General features: G+C 71.8%; 20 protein-coding genes and 1 tRNA gene. 18 read left to right on the forward strand and 3 right to left on the reverse strand.

Going from position 1 to position 23325, the window contains the following annotated elements:
* The first annotated feature begins 49 nt into the window (after positions 1 to 49).
* On the forward strand, positions 50 to 3625 hold the full coding sequence (mfd, locus tag QNO26_RS05705; protein ID WP_306824394.1) for a transcription-repair coupling factor: 3576 nt from the start codon (positions 50 to 52) through the stop codon (positions 3623 to 3625).
* 59 nt (positions 3626 to 3684) lie between these two features.
* On the opposite strand, the gene gdhA is transcribed toward mfd, so the two are convergent.
* Complete coding sequence (gdhA, locus tag QNO26_RS05710) at positions 3685 to 5022, reverse strand: NADP-specific glutamate dehydrogenase (RefSeq protein WP_257638367.1); 1338 nt, start codon at positions 5020 to 5022, stop codon at positions 3685 to 3687.
* Between the two features lie 171 nt (positions 5023 to 5193).
* Here gdhA and QNO26_RS05715 point away from each other — a divergent pair, with 171 nt between their 5' ends.
* Positions 5194 to 5793: a gamma carbonic anhydrase family protein gene (locus tag QNO26_RS05715; protein ID WP_257531528.1), complete on the forward strand. Its 600-nt coding sequence runs from the start codon at positions 5194 to 5196 to the stop codon at positions 5791 to 5793.
* 12 nt (positions 5794 to 5805) lie between these two features.
* On the opposite strand, the gene QNO26_RS05720 is transcribed toward QNO26_RS05715, so the two are convergent.
* Positions 5806 to 8475, reverse strand: coding sequence for a phosphoenolpyruvate carboxylase (locus QNO26_RS05720; RefSeq protein ID WP_257531525.1), 2670 nt, complete (start codon positions 8473 to 8475; stop codon positions 5806 to 5808).
* 132 nt (positions 8476 to 8607) lie between these two features.
* Here QNO26_RS05720 and QNO26_RS05725 point away from each other — a divergent pair, with 132 nt between their 5' ends.
* From QNO26_RS05725 to QNO26_RS05745, 5 genes are all read left to right on the forward strand, one after another.
* Positions 8608 to 9810: a Na+/H+ antiporter NhaA gene (locus QNO26_RS05725; RefSeq protein ID WP_257531523.1), complete on the forward strand. Its 1203-nt coding sequence runs from the start codon at positions 8608 to 8610 to the stop codon at positions 9808 to 9810.
* 74 nt (positions 9811 to 9884) lie between these two features.
* Positions 9885 to 10502: a MazG nucleotide pyrophosphohydrolase domain-containing protein gene (locus QNO26_RS05730; RefSeq protein ID WP_257638368.1), complete on the forward strand. Its 618-nt coding sequence runs from the start codon at positions 9885 to 9887 to the stop codon at positions 10500 to 10502.
* A 39-nt stretch (positions 10503 to 10541) separates the two neighbouring features.
* Positions 10542 to 11813: a histidine--tRNA ligase gene (gene hisS / locus QNO26_RS05735; RefSeq protein ID WP_257531769.1), complete on the forward strand. Its 1272-nt coding sequence runs from the start codon at positions 10542 to 10544 to the stop codon at positions 11811 to 11813.
* A 73-nt stretch (positions 11814 to 11886) separates the two neighbouring features.
* Positions 11887 to 12141 (forward strand): hypothetical protein, encoded by a 255-nt coding sequence (locus QNO26_RS05740; RefSeq protein WP_257638284.1) that lies wholly within the window; start codon positions 11887 to 11889, stop codon positions 12139 to 12141.
* Positions 12138 to 12677, forward strand: a complete 540-nt coding sequence (locus QNO26_RS05745; protein ID WP_257638285.1) for a hypothetical protein — start codon at positions 12138 to 12140, stop codon at positions 12675 to 12677. The genes QNO26_RS05740 and QNO26_RS05745 overlap by 4 nt, the downstream gene beginning before the upstream one ends.
* Before the next feature lie 4 nt (positions 12678 to 12681).
* Here the strand turns inward: QNO26_RS05745 and QNO26_RS05750 are convergent, their stop codons facing one another.
* Positions 12682 to 13155, reverse strand: coding sequence for a DUF4442 domain-containing protein (locus tag QNO26_RS05750; RefSeq protein ID WP_257531517.1), 474 nt, complete (start codon positions 13153 to 13155; stop codon positions 12682 to 12684).
* A 91-nt stretch (positions 13156 to 13246) separates the two neighbouring features.
* On the opposite strand from QNO26_RS05750, the gene QNO26_RS05755 reads away from it, so the two are divergent.
* The 11 genes from QNO26_RS05755 (at position 13247) to QNO26_RS05805 (ending at position 23307) form a co-directional block, all read left to right on the forward strand.
* Entirely contained in the window at positions 13247 to 13642 is a 396-nt protein-coding gene (locus QNO26_RS05755) for a GntR family transcriptional regulator (protein ID WP_257531515.1), read from the forward strand.
* The gene (locus QNO26_RS05760; RefSeq protein ID WP_257638286.1) at positions 13639 to 14670 is read left to right on the forward strand and encodes a DUF1648 domain-containing protein; all 1032 of its coding nucleotides are present in this window, start codon (positions 13639 to 13641) and stop codon (positions 14668 to 14670) included. The genes QNO26_RS05755 and QNO26_RS05760 overlap by 4 nt, the downstream gene beginning before the upstream one ends.
* Before the next feature lie 50 nt (positions 14671 to 14720).
* Positions 14721 to 15389 (forward strand): O-methyltransferase, encoded by a 669-nt coding sequence (locus QNO26_RS05765; RefSeq protein ID WP_257638287.1) that lies wholly within the window; start codon positions 14721 to 14723, stop codon positions 15387 to 15389.
* Positions 15390 to 15498: 109 nt separating this feature from the next.
* Positions 15499 to 16779 carry a phosphopyruvate hydratase gene (gene eno / locus QNO26_RS05770; protein ID WP_257531508.1) on the forward strand — a complete coding sequence of 427 codons (1281 nt, stop codon included), beginning with the start codon at positions 15499 to 15501 and terminating at the stop codon, positions 16777 to 16779.
* A 33-nt stretch (positions 16780 to 16812) separates the two neighbouring features.
* Positions 16813 to 17316 carry an FtsB family cell division protein gene (locus tag QNO26_RS05775; RefSeq protein ID WP_257531506.1) on the forward strand — a complete coding sequence of 168 codons (504 nt, stop codon included), beginning with the start codon at positions 16813 to 16815 and terminating at the stop codon, positions 17314 to 17316.
* A 36-nt stretch (positions 17317 to 17352) separates the two neighbouring features.
* A complete protein-coding gene (locus QNO26_RS05780; protein WP_257638288.1) occupies positions 17353 to 17874 on the forward strand; it encodes a DUF501 domain-containing protein in 522 nt (173 codons plus the stop codon).
* Complete coding sequence (locus QNO26_RS05785) at positions 17871 to 19166, forward strand: S8 family serine peptidase (protein WP_257531501.1); 1296 nt, start codon at positions 17871 to 17873, stop codon at positions 19164 to 19166. The genes QNO26_RS05780 and QNO26_RS05785 overlap by 4 nt, the downstream gene beginning before the upstream one ends.
* 25 nt (positions 19167 to 19191) lie before the next feature.
* Positions 19192 to 20613, forward strand: coding sequence for an NAD(P)/FAD-dependent oxidoreductase (locus QNO26_RS05790; protein WP_257531766.1), 1422 nt, complete (start codon positions 19192 to 19194; stop codon positions 20611 to 20613).
* Positions 20614 to 20667: 54 nt separating this feature from the next.
* Positions 20668 to 20740: transfer RNA gene (locus QNO26_RS05795), tRNA-Leu, on the forward strand.
* 27 nt (positions 20741 to 20767) lie between these two features.
* Entirely contained in the window at positions 20768 to 21997 is a 1230-nt protein-coding gene (locus QNO26_RS05800; RefSeq protein WP_374679359.1) for an alanine racemase, read from the forward strand.
* Positions 21994 to 23307, forward strand: coding sequence for a D-arabinono-1,4-lactone oxidase (locus QNO26_RS05805; RefSeq protein WP_257531499.1), 1314 nt, complete (start codon positions 21994 to 21996; stop codon positions 23305 to 23307). The genes QNO26_RS05800 and QNO26_RS05805 overlap by 4 nt, the downstream gene beginning before the upstream one ends.
* Positions 23308 to 23325: the final 18 nt, after the last annotated feature.

The following is a 23325-nucleotide window of genomic DNA, read 5'->3' on the forward strand; positions in this document are numbered from 1 at the left end:
CCCGCCGTAGACTGGAAGGGTGACAGTTCCCGGGATCGTGCGCGCCCTCATGCAGGCCGACTCCTTCCGGGAGGCGGTGCAGTCATCGTCGGTCGACACCGACTTCTCGATGGTCGAGGGCCTCGACGCCCCGCTGCTCGCTGCCCTGGTCGAGCGCCGCCGCGAGGCGGGAAAGCCCGCCGCCCTGCTGGCCATCGCCCCCACCGGACGGCGGGCCGAGTCGCTGGGCACGGCGCTGGGCGAAATGCTGCCCCGCGCGCAGGTGCACCATTTCCCGGCGTGGGAGACGCTGCCGCACGAGCGGCTCAGCCCCAGTGCCGAGACCGTGGGGCAGCGCCTGGCCGTGCTGCGGGCGGTCGCCGCCTGGGACGGGTCCGTTCCGCTGATCGTCACGGCGTCCGTCCGCAGTGCGGTGCAGCCCATCGCCGGCGGGCTCACCGCCGTCGAGCCCGTGCACCTCGTCGCCGGAGGGCGTGGCCACGACCTGGGCGACGTCGCCCGGCGCCTGGTCGAACTCGCCTACCACCGTGTGGACATGGTGTCCCGGCGGGGCGAGTTCGCCATGCGCGGCGGCATCCTCGACGTCTTCCCGCCGGTGGCCGATCATCCCTACCGCGTCGAGTTCTTCGGCGACGAGGTCGATGAGATCCGGGCCTTCTCGGTGGCCGATCAGCGGTCGCTGCCGGGCGAGGTGAAGGAGGTCACCCTCATCCCGAGCCGCGAGCTGCTGCTCACCGACGCGGTGCGCGAGCGCGCCCGCGGTCTGGCGGGGCAGTACCCCGGGCTCGCAGGCATGCTGGAGAAGATGGCCGAGGGCATCCCCGCCGAGGGGATGGAGTCGCTGCTGCCGGTGCTCGTGGACGAGATCGTCACGATCGCCGACTACCTGCCGCGCGGCACGGCCGCGGCCCTGGTCGACCCTGAGCGCTCCGTCACCCGCGCGATGACCCTCGGTGACACCAACCGGGAGTTCCTCGAAGCGGCCTGGAGCGCGGCGACGGCCGGTGCCGACAGCCCGGTGGACCTCGGCGCGGGCGACTTCCTCACCCTCCCACAGCTGCAGCAGGCCACCCACGACCGCGACGGCGTGTGGTGGACCTTCAGCGCGTTCGACTCCGGTGCGGCGGATGCCACGGCCGAGGGCCTCATCGACGTCGACGTCGCCCTGGAGCACGCTGCGGCGGTGCGTGTCGACGCGCGCCCGGTGCCGTCCTTCCAGGGAAACGTCGACGGCGCGACCGCCCACATCGGCCGGCTGCTGTCGGAGGGCTGGCGCGTGGTCGTGGCCGCGTCGGGCGCAGGGCTGGTCGAACGCGCCCGTTCGGTGCTCGCCGAGCGTGGGTTCGCCGCGCGGGAGGTCGAGGACGTCCACGGCATTCCGGAGACGGGTGTCGCCCTGACCGTGGTCGCGACGCTCGAGCGCGGCTTCGAGGTGCCCGATGCGAAGCTCGCGGTGCTGACGGAGTCGGAGTTCTACGGGCGCACGATCGGCAGCGACGGCCGCGTCGTGAAGAAGCTCGCCTCACGCCGGCGCAACGTCGTCGACCCGCTGCAGCTGAAGGCGGGGGACTACGTCGTCCACGCCACCCACGGCATCGGCCGCTTCGTGGAGCTCATGCAGCGGGAGGTGTCCAGCGGCGGCCGCAACGCGGTGAAGACGCAGCGCGAGTACCTCGTGCTGGAGTACGCGCCCTCGAAGCGCGGGTACCCGGGCGACAAGCTCTACGTCCCCACCGACCAGCTCGACCTGCTGTCGAAGTACGTCGGGGGTGAGGCGCCCGCGCTGTCGAAGATGGGCGGCAGCGACTGGTCGCAGGCCAAGAGCAAGGCGCGCCGCGCCGTGCGGGACATCGCGGTGGACCTGGTCAAGCTCTACTCGGCGCGCATGGCCGCCAAGGGTCACGCGTTCGGCCCGGACACCCCATGGCAGCGGGAGCTGGAGGAGGCGTTCCCCTTCGCGGAGACCCCCGACCAGCTGCAGACGATCGACGAGATCAAGGCCGACATGGAGAAGCCGATCCCGATGGACAGGCTGCTGTCGGGTGATGTCGGGTTCGGCAAGACCGAGGTCGCGGTGCGCGCGGCGTTCAAGGCGATCCAGGACGGCAAGCAGGTCGCGATGCTGGTGCCGACGACGCTGCTGGTCAAGCAGCACCTCGAGACGTTCACCGAGCGCTTCGCCGGCTTCCCGGTCAAGGTGCGGGCGCTGTCGCGGTTCCAGAGCGACAAGGAGGCACGCGAGGTCGTCGCCGGCCTGCTGGACGGCACCGTCGACATGGTCATCGGCACGCACCGCATCCTGACCGAGAAGGTGATCTTCAAGGACCTGGGTCTGCTGATCATCGACGAGGAGCAGCGCTTCGGCGTCGAGCACAAGGAGCAGCTGAAGAAGCTGAAGACCAACGTCGACCTGCTGGCGATGAGCGCCACGCCCATCCCGCGCACGCTCGAGATGGCGGTCACCGGCATCCGGGAGATGTCGACCCTGCAGACCCCGCCCGAGGACCGGCACCCGATCCTGACGTACGTGGGCGCGCGCAGCGACAAGCAGATCGCCGCCGCCATCCGCCGCGAGCTGCTGCGCGAGGGCCAGGTGTTCTACGTGCACAACCGGGTGTCCTCGATCCAGCGGGTCGCCGCCCACCTCGCCGAGATCGTGCCGGAGGCGCGGGTCGCCGTCGCGCACGGGCAGATGGGCGAGCACGCGCTCGAGCAGGTCGTCGACGACTTCTGGGAGCGCCGCGCCGACGTGCTCGTCTGCACGACGATCATCGAGACGGGCCTGGACATCTCCAACGCCAACACCATCATCATCGACCGGGCCGACAAGTACGGCCTCAGCCAGCTGCATCAGCTGCGGGGTCGCGTGGGACGCGGGCGCGAGCGGGCGTACGCGTACTTCCTGTACGACGACATGAAGCCGCTGAGCGAGACCGCCGCCGACCGGCTGGAGACGATCGCCGTCAACAACGACCTGGGGTCGGGGATGCAGGTGGCGCTGAAGGACCTCGAGCTGCGCGGTGCCGGCAACCTCCTCGGCGCCGAGCAGGCGGGGCACATCGCCGGGGTCGGCTTCGACCTGTACCTGCGGATGATCGGCGAGGCCGTGGCGACGTTCCGCGGCGAGGATGTCGAGGGCCCGGCGGAACTGCGGCTCGAACTGCCCGTGCAGGCGCGCATCCCCGAGTCGTACATCGACAGCGAGCGGCTGCGGCTCGAGGCCTACCAGAAGCTCTCGGCTGCGGCATCGGCCACCGCGAAGGACGACGCGATCGACCTCGTGATCGAGGAGCTGACCGACCGCTACGGCGACCTGCCGCCCGAGACCGAAGGGCTCTTCGCGGTCGCCCGGCTGCGTCGCCGTGCCGCGCAGGCAGGGCTGACCGATGTCGTGGCGATGGGGCCGAACCTGCGGATCGCACCGGCGCATCTGCCGGATTCGCTGCGGGTGCGCCTGCAGCGGCTGTATCCCAAGGGCAAGCTGCTGGCCGGGGGCGACGCGATGGTCGTGCCGCTGCCGACCGCAGGCGGCGAGGCGCTGGCCGACCGCGACCTCATCGCCTGGGTGGGGCAGCTGATGGATCAGTTCTTCCCCGCGCCGGTGCCCGCAGCCGCTGCCGGGTGAGTGCTCCGCGCGTCGGCTGAGCGCTCACCGCGTCGCGAGGACGCGTCACGCGGCCGTGGTCAGATGACGCCCTGGGCGAGCATCGCGTGCGCGACGCGCTCGAAGCCGGCCGAGTTGGCGCCCACGACGTAGTCGCCGGGGTGGCCGTACCGCTCGGCGGCGTGGAAGGCGGCGTCGTGCACGCCCTTCATGATGGTGTGCAGCTTGCGCTCGCTGTCTTCGAAGCTCCAGCGCTGGCGCGAGGCGTTCTGGCTCATCTCCAGCGCGGAGGTCGCCACGCCACCGGCGTTCGCGGCCTTGCCCGGGCCGAAGAGCACGCCGGCCCGCTGGAACGCGGCCACGGCAGCGGGCGTCGACGGCATGTTCGCGCCTTCGGCCACCGCGCGCACGCCCCCCGCGATGAGTGCCTCGGCGTCGGTGTCGTCCAGCTCGTTCTGCGTCGCCGCGGGGATCGCGATGTCCACCGGCACCTCCCACGGCCGCTTGCCCTCGACGAAGCGGGAGCTGGGGCGACGGGCTGCGTAGGTCGAGATGCGCGCGCGGTCGATCTCCTTCACCTGGCGCAGCAGCGCGAGGTCGATGCCGGCGTCGTCGACGATGTAGCCGGAGGAGTCGGATGCCGTCACCGGCGTGGCTCCCAGCTGGTAGGCCTTGTCGATCGCGTAGAGGGCGACGTTGCCGGAGCCGGAGACGGCCACGCGCTTTCCGGTGAGCGAGTCGTGGTGCACGTGCAGCATCTCCTGCGCGAAGAAGACCGCCCCGTAGCCGGTGGCCTCGGTGCGCACTTCTGCGCCGCCCCACTGCACGCCCTTGCCGGTGAACATGCCGGACTCGTGGCGGTTGGTGACCTTGCGGTACTGGCCGAACAGGTAGCCGATCTCGCGGGCGCCCACGCCGATGTCGCCCGCGGGCACGTCGGTGTGCTCGCCCAGGTGGCGGTACAGCTCGTTCATGAACGACTGGCAGAACCGCATGATCTCGGCATCCGACCGGCCGTGCGGGTCGAAGTCACTGCCGCCCTTGGCACCGCCGATGCCCTGACCGGTCAGCGCGTTCTTGAAGATCTGCTCGAACCCGAGGAACTTGATGATCGAGAGGTTCACCGACGGGTGGAACCGCAGCCCGCCCTTGTACGGGCCGAGCACCGACGAGAACTGCACGCGGAAGCCGCGGTTGACATGCAGACGCCCGGCGTCGTCGACCCACGGCACGCGGAACATGATCTGCCGCTCCGGCTCGACGATGCGCTCCAGGATGCCGTTGTCGACGAACTGCGGATGCTGTTCGAGCACCGGGGCGATGGAGGACAGGACCTCGTGGACAGCCTGCTGGAACTCGGGCTCGTGGGGGTCGCGGGTCACGACGGCGTCGTAGACGTCGCGGACGGAGGCAGGCAGGACAGCGAGGGTTTCGGTCACGGTGGAGCTTTCTGGCCGACGGGAGAGGCAGACCGTGCGAAACGGCCCAATCAACACTACCCGCGCTTTCCCGAGGCCTCGACGAATGTGACGCCTCCGCCCTACGCTGGCGGTCGGGCGGCGACGTGGCCGTCCGGAAGGTGGGAGCACGTGCGGTTCGAGCATCTCGGGGCGGCGCCCCGCATCCATTCCGACGCGGTCGTGGCGCCGACGGCGGTCATCAGCGGCGACGTCGAGATCGGTCCGGACTGCCAGGTGCTGCACGGGGCGGTGATCACCTCCGAGGGCGGGCCGGTGCGCCTGGGGGCGCACGTGATCGTGATGGAGAACGCCCTGGTGCGTGCGACGTCGACCAACGCTGTGCGCGTCGGCGACCACACGCTGGTCGGTCCGATGGCGAGCATCTCGGGTGCCACGATCGGCGAGGAGGTGTTCCTCGCCACCGGCACGCGCGTCTTCAACGGCGCCCGAATCGGGGCGCGCAGCGAGGTGCGGATCAACGCCGTCGTGCACCTGCGCACGACGCTCCCCGAGCGCACCGTGGTGCCGATCGGGTGGGTGGCCGTCGGCAACCCGATGCAGATCCTGCCACCGGAGCGCCACGAGGAGATCTGGGCCGCTCAGCAGGAGCTGGACTTCCCCGGCTACGTGTTCGGGCTCGACCGCGACACCCCCGACCTCATGGCGCAGCTCACCGAGCGGTATGCCCGCTCCCTCGCCCGCCACGAGCACGACCGGCGCCTGGACTGAGCGCCCGCGGACTCACCCGGTGTTCTGCAGCCCCGCCGCGACGCCCGAGACCGACAGCAGCAGCAGGTGCCGCGTGTCGGCGGCATCCTCCTCGGTCAAGCCGTTGTCCCGCAGGGCCCGCAGTGCCCGCAGCTGCAGCAGCGACAGCGCATCGACGTAAGGGCTGCGCATCTTCACGGCACGCTGCAGCACGGGCTTGCCCGCCAGCAGCCCGCTTCCGCCCGTGAGCCGCACGACCCACTCGCGGGTGAGGGTCATCTCGTCCATGACCAGCGCGGCCAGGTCGGGGCGGTCGCCGAGGTCGAGGTACTGCCGCGCGATGCGCGGGTCGGCCTTGGCGAGGCTCATCGCGACGTTGTCGACGAGCGTGCGCAGCAGCGGCCAGCGCTCGTACGCGCCGCGGAGCCGCTCCTCGTCGCCCACGGCCTCGAGCGCCGTCCCTAGCCCGAACCAGCCGGCGAGGTTGATGCGCGCCTGCGTCCACGCGAACACCCACGGGATGGCGCGCAGGTCCTCGAGGGACTCCACCGACAGACCGCGACGGGCCGGACGCGAGCCCAGCGCGAGCAGGCCCACCTCCTCCATCGGGGTGACAGTGGCGAACCACGGGGCGAATCCGGGCGCCTTCACCAGCGAGAAGAAGCGCTCCCGCGACGCCGCGTCCATCGTGCGCGCCACGTCGGCGTACTCTTCGGCGGCGGCGCTGTTGCGCTGCTCGTTCGACGGCGCGGATGCCAGCAGGATCGCCGCGGCCACCTGGTCGATGTGACGCATCGCGATGGCGGGATCGCCATAGCGGGCGAAGATCACCTCGCCCTGCTCGGTGAGCTTGAACCGGCCGTCGACGGAGTGGGGCGGCTGGGCGAGGATGGCCGAGTTCGCGGGGCCTCCGCCGCGGCCCAGAGCTCCGCCGCGGCCGTGGAAGAGGGTGAGCTCGATGTCGTTCTCGCGCGCCCAGGCCGCGATCTTCGCCTGCGCCTCGTACAGGGCGAGGTTGGCGGCGACGGGCCCGACGTCCTTCGACGAGTCGGAGTAGCCGAGCATGACCTCCATGCGCCGCCCGGTCGCTTCGAGCCGCTCGCGGAACTGCGGGTGCTCGACGACCTCGGCCAGGATGCCGGGGGCGGCCTGAAGGTCGGCGAACGTCTCGAAGAGGGGGATGACGTCGAGCACCGGCGGGGTGCCGCCCGGGCCGACGGCGAACCGGGCCAGGCGGTGCACGGCGAGGAGGTCCTCGGCCGACCGGGTGAACGAGACGATGTAGCGACCCGCAGCGCGGGCGCCGTAGCGCTGCTGCACGAAGGCCACCGCACGGAAGGTGTCGAGCACCTCCTCGGAAAGGTCGCTGCGCGCCCCGCCGGCCTCGAGCTCGGCGAGCACGCGGGCGTGCACGTCGGAGTGCTGGCGCACCTCGAGCTCGGCCAGATGGAAGCCGTAGGTCTCGACCTGCCAGATGAGCTGCTGCAGGGCCCCATACGCCTGCCGCGCGGCGCGGCCCTGCACGAGGGAATCCTGGATGACCCGCAGATCGGCGAGCAGCTCCTCGGGATCGGCGTAGGCGAGGTCGGCGTTGCGGGCTCCGGTGGCCGCGATCCGCCGGGCGATCAGCAGCAGCACCCGCCGGTGCGGCTCGTTGGGGGAGCGCTTGGCGATCTCAGCCGCCGCGTCTTCGTCGCCCGCGCGCAGCCGGTGCCACAGGGCGATCAGCTCGTCGCTCGGAGGCGTCGTCGTGGCATCCAGGGTGAGCGCGCGGCCGATGCGGCTGGCGGCACGCTCGAGACCGAGCAGCACGTGCTCGCTGGCGATGGCGGCGGCACGGCGGGTGACGGCCGCGGTCACGAACGGGTTGCCGTCGCGGTCGCCGCCGACCCAGGTGCCCAGCCGGACGAAGGGCGCCACGAGCGGGGGCCGGCTGCCGGCGAGGGGGCCCTGCAGCGCGTCGTCGACCCGGCGGTAGACCTGCGGCACGGTGGTGAACAGGGTCTCGTCGAACACCGCCATGACCGAGCGCACCTCGTCGGTGGGCGACGGCTTCTCGGGGCGCAGGGGCGCGGTGCGCCACAGCGTGTCGATCTCCTCGAGCATGCGGCCCTCGACCCGGGTGCGGTCGGCGCCCTCCGGGGCGGTCGTGTCGTGCTCCACCAGCAGATCCGCCAGGCGACGGATTCCCGTGGACACCGCGCGTCGGCGGGCCTCGGTCGGGTGGGCGGTGAACACGGGGTGGAAGCGCAGCGCCTGCAGCCGTGTCAGGGCGACGTCGTCGCCGACCTCCTCCGACAGCCGGGTGAAAGCCGCAGCGACCGTGTCCACCGGTGCGGCGTCGGGGTCGGCGGCGCGCTCGCGCAGCGTGCGCACGCGCTGGTGCTCCTCGGCCAGGTTCACGAGGTGGAAGTAGCAGGTGAAGGCACGCGCGACTTCTTCGGCCCGCGTGAGCGTGAACCCGTCGGCGATGGCCGCGGCGCGGGCGGCTGCGGCATCCGACTCGTCGGTGTAGGCGTGGATCGTCGCGGTGCGCAGCCGCTCGACGTCGTCGAACAGCCCGGGGGAGCCGCTCTCGCGCAGCACATCGCCCAGCAAACCGCCCAGCAGGCGCACGTCGGCGCGCATCTGCTCGGGTAGTTCCTGACCGGCTTCGAAGCGGCCGACCAGATCGATGGCCTCGGTGGGGGTGACATCACGCATGGGTTCAACGCTAACGCGAGCCCGCGGTCGCGTTTCGCTTCGCTACGATGGACGGCGGTGCGCCGGGAAGTCTGGTCGGCTCGTCCTCGGGACTCGAGGGCGGAGCTGCTGACTCCGACCCCTGGAGGTCCTATGTCCCTGTTGCGCTCGGCGCGCTTCCCCGCCGTCATCCTGCTCGCGGCCGCCATCGCCGCCCTGGTCATCGCGAACACGCCCCTCGGCGGTGCCGTCCTCGAACTCAAGGAGACCCACCTCGGCATCCCGGGGGTGTTCGAGCTGTCGGTGGGGCACTGGGTGCAGGACGGACTGCTGGCGGTCTTCTTCTTCGTCGTCGCGGTCGAGCTGCAGTTCGAGCTGACCAACGGCGAGCTCAACTCCGCGCGCAAGGCGCTGCAGCCGGCCATCGCCGCCGCCGGCGGCGTGCTCGTGCCGATCGGCGTGTTCCTGATGTTCGCGGGCGGCTCCGACGTCGCCGCCGGCTGGCCCATCCCCACCGCCACCGACATCGCCTTCGCGCTCGGGGTGCTCGCCGTCTTCGGCAAGGGACTGCCGTCGGGCATCCGCATCTTCCTGCTGGCGCTGGCGATCCTCGACGACATCGTCGGGATCGTCTTCATCGCCGTGCTGTTCACCACCGACGTCAACATCGGGCTGTTGGCCGTCGCGATGCTCGTGGTCATCCTCTTCGGCGTGCTCAGTCGCAGGCTCGACACCCGGGCCCGCGTGCCGATCGCCGTCATCCTGGTGATCCTCGGCATCGCGACGTGGGTGCTGGTCTACCTCTCGGGGGTGCACGCCACCCTCGCCGGGGTCGCACTGGGACTGGCGATGGCCCAGCGCCCGGCGCTGCGTGCCCGGCACGCGCTCGAGCCGTGGGTCAACGGCATCGTGCTGCCGCTGTTCGCCTTCTCGGCCGCCCTGGTGGTCATTCCGCAGGTGTCGCCGGCGGAGCTGTCTCCGGCCTTCTGGGGCGTCGTGGTGGGCCTGCCGGTGGGAAAGCTGATCGGCATCACCGTGTTCGGGTGGCTCTCGCTGCGCATCGGCAACCGGGGGGCCGCGCCCCATCTGTCGCTGCGGGACCTGCTGGCCGCGGGGTCGCTCGGCGGCATCGGGTTCACGGTGTCGCTGCTGCTGTCGGAGCTGGCGTTCGTCGGCGATCCTCTCGTGCGCGACGAGGCCACGCTCGGCGTGCTCGCCGGCTCGGGCATCTCGCTCATCGTCGCCGCGCTGCTGGTCTCGGAGCGCGCGCGCCACTATCGGCGACTCGCCCGGTCGCAGGCGGAGCGCGAGCAGGCGCCGGAACCGCCTTCGCCCACCGGCGGTCAGCTGAACTGAGCGGCACAATGGTGCGGGTGAGCACATCGCAGACCGAGCCTCCCGCCGACGCCCTGCGCGCAGCCGCCGACACCATGCACGCGGTGCGCGAGCGGTGCGTGTGGACCCAGCAGATCGACCACCGCGCGCTCGTGCCCTACCTCGTCGAGGAGGCCGCCGAACTGGTGGATGCCGTCGAGGCGGGGTCCCGAGCCGACCTGCGGGAGGAGCTGGGCGACCTGCTCTGGCAGGTGCTGTTCCACGCCGAGGTCGCCGCCGGCGATCCCGACGACCCGTTCGACATCGACGACGTCGCCGGCGACCTCACCGAGAAGATGGTGCGCCGGCATCCGCACGTCTTCGCCGGGGAGATCGCCACCACTCCCGAGCAGGTGCTCGTGCACTGGAACGCCGCCAAGGCGGCCGAGAAGCACGCCCGCACCAGTGTGCTCGATGGGGTGTCATGGCACATGCCGTCGCTCGCCCTCGCGCAGAAGCTGCTGGGCAAGTCGGCGGCCGTCGGTGTCGCGCCCGCGGCCGCTGCCGCGTCGCCGGGATCCGCCCCGACCGACGAGGCGGCGCTCGGCGACGCCCTGTTGGTGCTGGTGGCGACGGCCCGCGCGAACGGGTGGGACGCCGAGCGGGCGCTGCGCGAGCGCCTGCGGGTTCTCGAGGGCGAGATCCGTGCGGCGGAGCAGACGCCGGGATCCTGAGAGAATCATTCCGTGGCATCCGTCAATCCGCCGCGCGGCATGCGCGACTTCCTCCCCGCAGACAAGACCCGTCGCGAGCGCGTGCTCGCCGTGATCCGCGAGCGCTACCGCGCGCACGGGTTCGACGAGATCGAGACCCCGGTGATGGAGGAGTACTCGCGCCTGCATGCCGGCATCGGCGGCGACAACGAGAAGCTCGCCTTCAACATCCTCAAGCGCGGGCTGGATGCCGACGCGGTGCGCGCCGCGGCCGAGCAGCCGTCGCTCGACGTCGCGGCGCTGGCCGACCTCGGCCTGCGCTACGACCTCACCGTGCCGTTGGCGCGCTTCTACGCCAGCCACCGCGCCGAGCTGCCGAGCGTCTTCCGCTCGATCCAGATCGCCCCGGTGTGGCGCGCGGAACGCCCGCAGAAGGGCCGCTACCGCCAGTTCGTGCAGTGCGACATCGACATCATCGGCGACGCTTCGGCACGCGCCGAGGCGGAGCTCATCGTGGCGAGCCTCGACGCCCTCGACGCGCTCGGTCTCGAGGGCGGCTCCATCCGCATCAACGACCGCCGACTGCTGGACGCCATGCTCGACGTCTTCGGCTTCGCCGCCGACGAGCGCCCCGGCGTGCTCATCACGATCGACAAGCTCGACAAGATCGGCCCGGCGGGCGTCGCCGCGGAGCTGCGCGAGCGCGGCGCGACCGGCGCGGCCGTCGACGCGTTCGAGCAGTTCCTGGCGGGTGTGGCCGGCGGCGGAGACGGGCCCTTCGGCGAGGACCAGATCCGCGCCTCGCTGCCCGAGGGCGTTCCGGACGAGATCATCGCGCACCTCGTCGGCCTGGGGGAGACGGTCGCTGCGGCACGCGGCGCCGGCGGGGAGATCCCGCTCGTGTTCGACCCCTTCCTCGTGCGGGGCATGGGTTACTACACCGGCACCATCTTCGAGCTCGCCCACCCGAGCGTGACCTATTCGCTGGGTGGCGGCGGCCGCTACGACGGGATGATCGGTCGGTTCCTCGGCCAGGAGGTGCCCGCCGTCGGGTTCTCGATCGGATTCGAGCGCATCGTCGACCTGCTGTCGGCATCCGTCGCCGCGGACGCGGCGAGCGTGGTGCTCGTCCATGATCGGGATGTGCCGGTGGCCGAGCTGCTCGCGCACAAGGCGGCCTTCGTGGCATCCGGCACGCGGGTGCGCCTGGAGCAGCGGACCAAGAACCTCAAGGGACTGCTCGAGCGCGCGGCGAACGACGGCTACACCGCCTTCGCGACCGTGTCGGCCGGTGCCGCCCCGGGCGAGGTCGAGGTCAAGCCGCTCGGCTGACGCCATCCCGCCGACGCGGGCCAATGTCAAGAATCGGTTGACAGCTTCACGATGTCAACGATACCTTGACGCTATGAAGCAGATCAGCAATCGAGCGTCCGCCGCCATCGCACGGGTCAAGTGGGTCGCCATCGCAGGCATGCTCGCGGGGGCGGTGCTGCTGCTCGTCGCCATCGCGCTGGAGTGGCGCGGATTCTGGGGTGGGGCGGCGCAGGGCGCCGGCATCGGCCTGATCGCCGTGGGCGCGTACTTCTGGGGCTTGGGTGACGGCATCGGCCGCGCCGTGCCGCAGGCGGCCTGGCTTCCCAGCCGGGACGACCGGGCGTGAGCGAGCTGGCCGACGCCGTCGGCCGGGCGGTGCTCGCAGCCGCGCAGGTCGATGACACGTCCGACATCGGGCTGCCGGAGCACCTCGCCCTCATCGGCGCCGCCGCGCGGGCGGAGGGGGAGGCCCGGGCGATCCTGCAGCGGTCGGTCGCCGCGGCCCGCGCCGGGGGAGCGAGCTGGGCGGCGATCGGTGCTGAGTTGGGGATGTCGCGCCAGGCCGCGCAGCAGCGTTTCGGCGCCGTGGTCGGGGCCAGCGCGGCGGCACCCGCCTCCGACACGGAACGGTGGCTCGGTCCCGTCACCGCGTTCGACGAGATGGCCGAGCTCGACGCCGCCGGGCGGATGGGCTGGCGCACCGTCGAGGTGGGCATGCTCTCGCACCGCATGCGTCGCACCGACACGCAGTGGGAGCACCGCCGCCTCTTCTGGCGTTCCTCGCTCGCGGCCGAGGAGCGCGACGGCTGGGAGATCGGATGCCGGGCCTTCCCCTGGCTCTACCTCGTGCGCGACCGGGGCATCCCGCCGGAGTCGCCGTGATCGGTCAGCCGCTCGCCGACGCGGTCACCCGCCGCTTCTCGCGCACGTAGACCTCGCGGCGCACGCGTGCGACGACATCGCCCGCGGCATCCCTGATCTCGGTCTCGAACCACTCGAGCACCTTCGCCCCGCCCCGGGCGCGCTCGCGCAGCTCTTGCGCCTTCTCCTTCGGAACCTCGAAGTGCGCCGTCAGCACACCGCGCCCGGGCTTGAGGAACTCGATCTCGCCCCGGGTGTCCCAGACGACGTGATCGCGACCGAGCTGGTGCATGACCAGCATGAAGAAGTACGGGTCGGTCATCGCCGAAAGCGACCCGCCGAAGGCCGTCTTCACGTAGTTGCGGGTGAACACGTTCACGTGCAGCTCGACCGTGGCACTGGTCCAGTCCGGCGCGAAGCGGCGCACGCGGATGCCGCTGAACAGGTTCGGCGCCCACAGGCTCATGCCGATGGACAGGCGTCGGGGTGTGATGCGCATGAGTGGGAATTGTGGCCTATGCGCACAGGTTTCGCACATCCTCGGTGGATCCGCACAATCGTTATTGTTCTAGTTCTCCTAGAATAGGGCCATGCTCATCAGGATCGGTCCGCGCGCGGACGCACCGCTTTTCGCGCAGATCGCCGCCTCGGTGCGCGCGGAGATCGCGACGGGTCGGGTGCGCGCCGGAGAGCGGCTGCCGTCGGCGAAGCAGATCGCGCCGTCGCTCGGGGTGAACCTGCACACCGTGCTGCACGCCTACCAGCAGCTGCGCGACGAAGGTCTCATCGAGCTGCGGCGGGGGAGGGGCGCCGTCGTGACGGACGCCGCGACGCGCGTGGTCGAGCTGCGCGCGGAGCTGGCCGCCCTGGTCGCCCGCGCCGCCGACGCCGGCATCGCCCCCGACACGCTCGCCGCGCTGATCGCCGACCTGGCCCCCGCGTCCACCGTCCGCGTCCCGCACACCCAGGAAAGGCCGACACCGTGACACGACGCCCTGTCGACGCCCGCCGACGCTTCATCATCGTCGCCCTCATCGCCCCGATCGCCCTCGCGCTCGTCGCAGCGGTCCTGCAGCTCGTGATGCTGCCGAACCTCGATGCCACCGTCGCGGTCCACTGGGGTTTCCGCGGCACGCCCGACGGGTTCGGGCCGGCGTGGTCGTTCCCGGTGCTGACGGCCGCCCTGGGCGTCGGCCTGCCGGCGCTGCTGTCCGGCACGGCCCTGGCATCCGATCGTGCTGCTGCCCGCCGGGTGGGGCGACCGGCGGCTCCGACTGCGAATAGCCGATTCGTCGCCGCGATGGTGCTCGCCACGGTGGCGTTCCTCAGCGTCCTGTCGACAGTGCTCGTCGCGGCGCAGGCCACGGGCCCCGGTCAGGCGACGGCAGGGGCAGGCCTGCCCCTGCTGGCTGCCGCGGTCGCGGGGCTGGCGTGCGGGCTGGCCGGCTGGTGGGTGCAGCCGCGCGAGACCGCGCCGCCGGTCGAGGGCGAGGCCGCCCATGCACTCGACCTGCGTGACGAGGAGAGCGCCGTCTGGGTGCGTACCGCGATGGTGGCCGGGCTGCCGTTGGCTCTGCTGGTCGGCGCGGCGCTGTTCACCGTCGGGCTCGGCGTGGTGCTGCTGCTGACCGGTGACGGCGCGGCGGGGTGGATCACGCTCGCGTCCGGCGCCGTGGTGACTCTGCTCGTGGCCACGGGCACGGCCTATCGCGTGGTCGTGGACTCTCGTGGGCTGACGGTGCGGGCGTTCGCCGGGGTGCCGCGCTGGCGCCTGGACCCCCGCGGCATCCGTGATGTCGCCGTGGCCTCCGTGAACCCGACCGCGGACTTCGGCGGCTGGGGGTGGCGCTGGCGACCGGGCGCGTTCGGCGTGATCACCCGCGCCGGTGAGGCGATCCAGGTCACGCGACGCGACGGCAGACGGTTCGTGATCACGGTCGACGATGCCGAGACCGGCGCCGCGGTGCTGCAGGCCATCGTCGAGCGGGCGCGCACGGCGCGGCCGCCCCTCTGACGTGCTCCCGGGGTTGACCGGGTGGCGAGCCGTTCGCGAGGGTGGACGGCATGACCGAACCCACCCCGGAGGCCTGGAGCCGCGTCGACCGCTACTTCGCCGAGACCCTCGTCGGCCACGACACCGCACTGGAAGAGACCATCGCCCGCCAGAACAGTGCCGGCCTGCCGGCCATCGAGGTCGCGCCCGTCAACGGCAAGCTCCTGCATCTGCTCGCCCGCATGAGCGGCGCGCGCCGCGTGCTGGAGATCGGCACGCTCGGCGGCTACTCCACCATCTGGCTCGCCCGCGGCATCCCTGCAGATGGTCGGATCATCACGATCGAGGCCGAGCCGGACAATGCCGCCGTCGCGCGGGCCAACCTCAACCGCGCCGGGGTGGCGGACAGGGTCGAGATCCTCATCGGTCGCGCCGCCGACGTGCTCCCCACCCTGGCGGGGCAGGCGCCGTTCGACTTCGTCTTCATCGACGCCGACAAGGAATCCAACACGCTCTATCTCGACTGGGCTGCGCGGCTGGGTCATCCGGGCACCGTCATCGTCGTCGACAACGTGGGCCGTGGCGGCCGCGTGGCCGATCCGGACACCACCGACGAGCAGGTGATCGGCACCCAGCGCGGCCTCGAGCTGCTCGGGAGCGACCCGCGCTTCGACGCGACCGCCATCCAGACACTCGACGCCAAAGGGTGGGACGGCATCGCCGTCGCCCTCGTCCTCTAGCCATTCCCACGGCCGGTGGCCTGTGGCGGTGCCGCGGTCGTCAGTAGAGTGGGGAACAACGGACCGACGACGTTCCCGAGATCCACCCTCCACAACAAAGGAGTCATCCGTGGCACTGATCGAGGCTGTAGGCGCGCGAGAAATTCTGGATTCGCGCGGCAATCCCACCGTCGAAGTGGAGGTGCTGCTCGACGACGGAATCGTCCAGCGTGCGGCCGTCCCCTCCGGCGCATCCACCGGCGCATTCGAGGCGTACGAGCTGCGCGACGGCGACAAGAGCCGCTACGGCGGCAAGGGCGTGCTGAAGGCCGTCAACGCCGTCATCGACGAGCTCGGCCCGGCCGTGGAGGGCATCGACGCGAGCGAGCAGCGCATCGTCGACGAGATCCTCATCGCCACCGACGGCACCGAGAACAAGTCGCGCACCGGCGCCAACGCCATCCTCGGCGTGAGCCTGGCGGTCGCCAAGGCTGCGGCCGACAGCTCGGACCTGCCGCTGTTCCGCTACCTCGGCGGACCCAACGCGCACGTTCTGCCCGTTCCGCTGTTCAACGTCATCAACGGCGGCGAGCACGCAGACAACGGCATCGACATGCAGGAGTTCTTCCTCGCGCCCATCGGCGCCGAGACCTTCGCCGAGTCGCTGCGCTGGGGTGCCGAGGTCTACCAGGTGCTCAAGAGCGAGCTGAAGGCCGCCGGCTACGCCACGGGCCTGGGCGACGAGGGCGGCTTCGCCCCCGACCTGCCGAGCAACCGCGAGGGCCTGGAGTTCCTGGTCCGCGCGATCGAGAAGGCCGGCTTCACGCCCGGCGCCGACATCGCGCTCGGCCTCGACGTGGCCGCCACCGAGTTCTTCAACGACGGGGTGTACCGCCTCGACAACAAGGACTGGACGGCCGCCGAGCTCACCGAGTACTACGTCGGTCTCGTGAACGACTTCCCGATCGTCACGATCGAGGACGCGCTCGCCGAGGACGACTGGGACAACTGGACCGCCCTCACCGAGCAGCTCGGCCGCAAGGTGCAGCTGGTCGGGGACGACCTGTTCGTCACCAACCCGGCGCGCCTGGCCGACGGCATCGCCCGCGGTGCCGCCAACTCGCTGCTGGTGAAGGTCAACCAGATCGGCACGCTGTCGGAGACGCTCGACGCCATCGACCTCGCCCACCGCTCCGGCTACACCACGATGCTCTCCCACCGCTCCGGCGAGACCGAGGACACCACCATCGCCGACCTCGCGGTCGCCGTGGGCTCCGGTCAGATCAAGAGCGGCGCGCCCGCGCGCAGCGAGCGCGTGGCGAAATACAATCAGCTTCTGCGCATCGAAGAGGAGCTCGGCGACGCCGCGACGTTCGCCGGCCGTTCCGCCTTCCCCCGTTTCAAGGGATAAGCGCACGACGCAGACCGAATGAGAGGGGGAGCCGTGGCGAGACTGACGGCTCCCTCTTCTCGTTCCCGCGAGGTCGACGTGCGGCAGTGGCTGGGCGGCATCCGCCTGTCGGGCTTCATGCTCATCATGCTGGGGCTGGTGGTGCTGGCCGCCTTCGTGCTGGTCCCCACGTTCGGCATGTACCTCGAGCAGCGCCAGCAGATCGCGGGCCTCGAGCGCGCGGTGACGCTGGGGGAGCAGGAGGTCGCCGAACTGGAGGCATCCCGCGACCGCTGGGGCGACCCGGCCTACATCACGACGCAGGCGCGCGAACGGCTGTACTACACGCATCCCGGCGAAGTGGTGTTCCTGGTGGACAACGACCTCCCCGCCGTCGAGCTCCCGCAGGAGCAGGCACCCGTGAGCTCCGAGGTCGAGGAGACCGAGAGTGACTGGATGACCCGGCTCATCCGCTCCATCACGACGGCAGGTGTCACCGAGACCGTCACATACGAGATCGGCGTCCCCGACGCTCCGCAGGATCAGCCCGCCCCGTGACGGGCGTTGTCCAGGAGCGCGCGATAACCTGATGAGGTGACCACCCCGCCGTTCGACCCTGCCGACGACGACGATCTCGCGGTGCTCCGCGAGCAGCTGGGACGACCGGCCCGCGGGGTGCTCGGCATCGCCGCGCGCTGCGTGTGCGGCAACCCCACCGTCGTCGCCACGGCGCCGCGCCTGCCCGACGGCACCCCGTTCCCGACGTTCTACTACCTGACGCACCCGGGCGCCACCGCGGCGATGTCGACGCTGGAGGCCACCCAGGTGATGCGCGAGCTCTCCGACGAGCTGGCCGCCGACGCCGACCTCGCCGCCGCGTACGCCCGGGCACACGAGGCGTATCTGCGCGACCGCGCACCCTACGGCGACGTGCCCGAGATCGCCGGCATCTCCGCGGGGGGCATGCCCACGCGCGTGAAGTGCCTGCACGCCCTCGCCGGCCATGCCCTGGCCGCGGGACCGGGGGTCAACCCGATCGGCGACCGGGCGCTGGAGATGTCCGAGTGGTCGCCCGAGCGGTGCTCGTGCGCTCACCCGGGAGGGCCCACGCCATGAACGGCCGCCTCGCCGCGGCCGCAGTGGTGCTGGCGACGTCCGGGATGCTCGGCGCCGTGCCGACGGCCACGCCCACCCCGACGCCGACTCCCGACATCCAGGCCGATCCGGTGCGCACGGCGCAGTACTGGCTCGATGACTACGGCATCCGCGACGCGTGGCAGACGACCCGGGGGGCCGGCACCCGCATCGCGGTGATCGACACCGGCATCGCGCGGGGACCGGTGGAACTGGGCGGCGTGGTGGACGGCGCCGACTTCTCCGGCCTCGGCTCGGCAGACGGGCGCACACCGGTCGGTGCGGTGGATGCCGCGCACGGCAGCCTCGTCGCCTCGCTCGCCGCCGGGCGGGGGACGGGCCCCGACGCCGGCGTCATCGGCGTGGCGCCCGAGGCGCAGCTGCTGTCGCTGTCGCTGTCGTTCGGCGCGGCGGCCGCGACGCCCTTCACCGACCAGGTCGCCGATGCGATGCGGTGGGCGGTGGATCACGATGCCGACGTGATCAACCTGTCGTTCACCACCAACACCCTCGACTGGCCGCAGAGCTGGGACGACGCGTTCCTGTATGCGGCCGAGAACGACGTCGTGGTGATCGTCGCGGCGGGAAACCGGGGGAGCGGCACCGACCGCGTCGGCGCGCCCGCCACCATTCCCGGGGTGCTCTCCGTCGGCGGCGTCGACCGCACCGGCACTGCCAGCATCGAGGCGTCCACCCAGGGCATCACGATCGGCGTCTCCGCCCCCAGCGAGGACCTGCTGGGCGTCTCCCCCGAGGGTGACGTGGTGATGTGGAACGGCACGAGCGGCGCGGCGCCCATCGTCGCCGGCATCGCCGCGCTGGTGCGAGCGGCCCACCCCGACCTCGACGCGGCGAACGTCATCAACCGCATCGTGCGCACGGCGTCGCCGGCGGCGGGCGCGTCGTCGGTGCCCGACCCGCTCTACGGCTACGGGCTCGTCGACGCCGCAGCCGCGGTTTCGGCCCCTGTCGCGGCGGTGCAGGCCAACCCGATGGGGAACCTCAGTGACTGGATCCGCATCTACCGGCGAGCGGATGCCGCGCCCGTTCCCGAGCCGACGGCGCAGCCGGTGGAGGTCCCGTCGCTCCCCGCCGCCGACCCGGTCTCCCGCCCGGCATCCCCGCTGCTGCCGTCGGAGGAATCGCTTATCTACGGCTCGCTTCCGCTGGCCGTGACCACCCTGGCCGGTATACTGGTTGCGCTCGGTGTCACCGCTGCTGCCCGGCGCATCCGATCGGCGCGCACGTACCGCGCGTCGAGCCGCCCAATCTAGGAGTTCTCTTCCCGTGACCAGCATCGTGCCTCGGATCCTCATCGTCGGCGGAGGCTACGCGGGCTTCTACACCGCATGGAAGCTCGAGAAGCATCTGCGCAAGGGCGAAGCGGAGGTCACGATCGTTGACCCGCTGCCGTACATGACGTACCAGCCCTTCCTCCCCGAGGTCGCCGCAGGCGAGATCGAGGCCCGGCACGTCGTGGTCGGCCTGCGTCGCCACCTCAAGCGCACCCGCGTCGTCACCGCCAAGGTGACCGGCATCGACCACGCGAACAAGGTCGCCACCATCACGCCCGCCGTGGGTGAGCCCTGGCAGCAGGAGTACGACCAGATCGTCGTCACCGCCGGCGCCGTCTCGCGCACCTTCCCGATCCCCGGCATCGCCGAGAACGCGATCGGTCTGAAGAGCGTCGAAGAGGCCGTCGCGATCCGCGACCGCATCCTCACCAACTTCGACCTCGCCGCCAACCTGCCCGCCGGTCCCGAGCGCGACCGCCTGCTGACCGTCGTCGTCGTCGGTGGTGGGTTCGCCGGCATCGAGGTGTTCGCGGAGATGCGGGCGCTGGCCTCGTCGCTGCTGAAGAACTACCCGCAGCTGACCTTCGAGGACACGCACTTCCACCTCATCGAGGCGATGGGGCGCATCATGCCCGAGGTGTCGCTGAAGACGAGCGAGTGGGTGCTGAAGGACCTCGCCAAGCGGGGCGCCAACGTGCACCTGGACACGCAGGTCAAGGGTGCCGTCGACGGCAACGTCGAGCTGTCCACGGGCGAGGTGATCCCCACCGACCTGATCGTGTGGACCGCCGGCGTCATGGCCAACCCGACCGTCGTGCGCGGCAGCGACCTGCCCGTCGAGGAGCGCGGCCGCATCCGCACCCGTCCCGACCTGCGGGTCGGCACCGAGGACGAGATCGTCGAGGGGGCCTGGGCCGCCGGTGACATCTCGGCCGTCCCCGACCTCACCGGCAAGGGCGTCGGCGGCTACTGCGTGCCCAACGCCCAGCACGCCGTGCGTCAGGCCAAGCTGCTGGCGAAGAACCTGACCGCCGTGCTGCGTGGCGAGCTCCCCTCGGAGTACATCCACCACAACCTCGGTGCCGTCGCCGGCCTGGGGCTGTACAACGGTGTGTTCCAGTCGGGCAACATCGCCCTCAAGGGACTCATCGCGTGGTTCGCGCACCGCGGCTACCACGGCATGGCCATGCCGTCGTGGGAGCGCAAGTGGCGGGTCATCGGCGACTGGTGGCACAACTTCTGGCTCAACCGCGACAACGTGTCGCTGCAGGCCGTGCAGAACCCGCGCTACGTCTTCGAGGAGTTCGCCGCCCGGCCGCGTCCGGCTCAGCCCGCGGCGGCCCCGGAGTCGCCGGCGATCGACCCGAAGTCGGTCGTCGCCGAGGACGCCGGCAAGTCTCCGGAGTCCGCACCCGCCGCACGCTGACCGGCGTGCCGACGGCGCCACGCTAATGTGGGGCGGCGGTGCTGACCGCGCCGCGCCCCCGTAGCCCAATGGCAGAGGCAGGCGACTTAAAATCGCTTCAGTGTGGGTTCGAGTCCCACCGGGGGTACCCCGACGTCGGCCCTAGGCTGTCCTCGTGCTCGACCTGATCTCCGCCGCCCCCGACCGCGCCACCGCCCGTGGGGGCGCAGCCGGTCATTGGGAGTCGATGACGGCGGCGATCGCCGGTCTGTCCGGTCCCGTCGCCGCGATCAGCATCCCCGCGCTGCGGGCCAACACGCTGGACCTCGTCGTGCGCGCCGGCGGGGTGCCGATCCGGGTGGCCAGCAAGTCGGTGCGCGTTCGCGCGGTGCAGGATGCCGTGCAGCGCGTTCCCGGCTATCGCGGCATCCTCGCGTTCACCCTGCCCGAGGCGCTGTGGCTCGCGGAGACCTGCGACGACGTGGTGATGGGCTACCCGACCGCCGACCGTTCCGCGCTGGCCCGGCTCGCCGGCGATGAGGAGGCGGCCCGCCGCGTGACGCTGATGGTCGACGATCCCGCGCAGCTCGACCTGATCGACGCCGTGGTCGCGCCCGGGCGACGTCCCCCGCTGCGCGTCGCGCTCGACGTGGACGCGTCGTGGCAGGCGACCGGCCTCGGCCACGTGGGCGTGCGGCGTTCGCCGGTGCACCACCCGGGCGAGGCGGCCGCCCTGGCGAGAGAGGTGGCGGGACGGGCCGGTTTCCGCCTCGTGGGGCTGATGATGTACGAGGCCCAGATCGCCGGGCAGCCCGACGCCGCCGGGGCGGGTGACGCGGTGATCCGCTGGATGCAGCGTCGTTCGGGCCGCGAACTGCGCGACCGCCGCGGTGCGGTGGTCGCGGCCGTGCAGGACATGGCCGTGCTGGAATTCGTCAACGGCGGTGGCACGGGCTCGCTGGAGTACACCGCGGCAGACCAGGCCGTCACCGAGGTGACGGCGGGCAGCGGGCTGCTGGCGGGCCATCTCTTCGACAGGTACCGGGCCTTCGCTCCGGCTCCGGCGGCCGCGTTCGCGCTGGAGGTCGTGCGCAAGCCCGCCCCCGACATCGTCACGGTGCTCGGCGGCGGGTGGATCGCCTCGGGCCCCGCGCTCGCGTCGCGCCAGCCCGCCCCGGTGTGGCCGGCCGGGCTGCGCACGCTCGCCCGGGAAGGGGCGGGGGAGGTGCAGACCCCGCTGCAGGGCGAAGCCGCACGCACGATGGCGGTGGGCGACCGGGTCTGGTTCCGTCACGCCAAGAGCGGGGAGCTCGCGGAGCGCGTCGACAGCTACCACCTCGTCGACGGCGACCGGGTGGTCGGCGAGGTGCCGACCTACCGTGGCGAGGGCAGGGCGTTCCTGTGACCCGTCCGGGAGGCACGTGGCAGAACTGGGGCCGTTCGGCGCGGGTGCGCCCGCAGCGCGTGGAGCGGCCGGCCACGGTCGCCGCCGTCCGCCGCGCCGTGCAGTCCGCCGCTCGCCGGGGGCTGCAGGTGAAGGCGGTCGGCTCCGGGCACAGCTTCTCGCCCATCGCGGTGGCCCCCGGCGTGCTGCTCGATCTCGGGGCGCTCACCGGACTGGTGTCGGTGGACGGCGATCGCGCGCGGGCGACGCTGCGGGCGGGAACGCCCCTGCACCGCATCCCGCGCCTGCTGGCATCCGCGGGCCTGGCGATGGCCAATCTCGGTGACATCGACCGGCAGACCATCGCCGGCGCCATCTCCACCGGCACCCACGGCACCGGTGCGCGCTTCGGCGGCCTGGCGACGCAGGTCGTGGGTGCGACCCTCGTCACCGCGGACGGGGAGCTGCTGACGGTCGACCAGACGCACGAGCCCGAGCTGCTGCCGGCCGTCGCGCTGGGGCTGGGGGCACTCGGCATCCTGGTGGAGGTCACCCTGCAGTGCGTGCCGACTTTTCTGCTTCACGCCGTGGAGCGGCCCGAGCCGCTCGAGCTGGTCGCCGCCGACCTGCCGGGGCGGCTGGAGGCGGCGGATCACGTGGAGTTCTACTGGTTCCCCGGCACCGATCGGGCGCTCACGAAGACGAACGTGCGGCTCCCCGGCTCGGCGCCGCGCCGGCCGCTTCCCGGCCTGGGGCGATGGGTGGACGAGTCTCTGCTGGCCAACGGCCTGTACCGGGCCACCTGCGCCGCCGGCGCCGCCGTCCCGGCCCTCGTGCCGCCGGTGAATCGCCTGGCCACCCGGCTCACCGGCGACCGGGAGTACACCGACGTGGCGCCGGACGTGTTCACCCAGCGGCGCACCGTGCGCTTCCGAGAGATGGAGTACGCCGTGCCGGTCGATCGGCTCGGCGCGGCTTTCGCCGACGTGCGCGCCCTCGTCGCCGATCGCCGGTGGCGTATCTCCTTTCCCGTGGAGGTGCGCATCGCCGCGGGCGACGACCTGTGGCTGTCCACGGCGTCGGGTCGCCCCACGGGGTACATCGCGGTGCACCGCTACTGGCGGGAGGATCCCGCGGAGTACTTCGAGGCTGCCGAGGAGATCATGCTGCGCCATGACGGGCGGCCCCACTGGGGCAAGATGCACGGGCTGGATGCCGCGCGCCTGCGCGAGCGCTACCCGCATTTCGACGACTTCATCGCGCTCCGCGACCGCCTCGATCCGGCACGCATGCTGAGCAACCCCTATCTCGACCGCGTGCTCGGTGGGTAACGGCTGGGAGTGCGCAGG

This window comes from Microbacterium sp. zg-Y1090 (genome assembly GCF_030246945.1).
Taxonomy (GTDB): Bacteria; Actinomycetota; Actinomycetes; order Actinomycetales; family Microbacteriaceae; genus Microbacterium; species Microbacterium wangruii.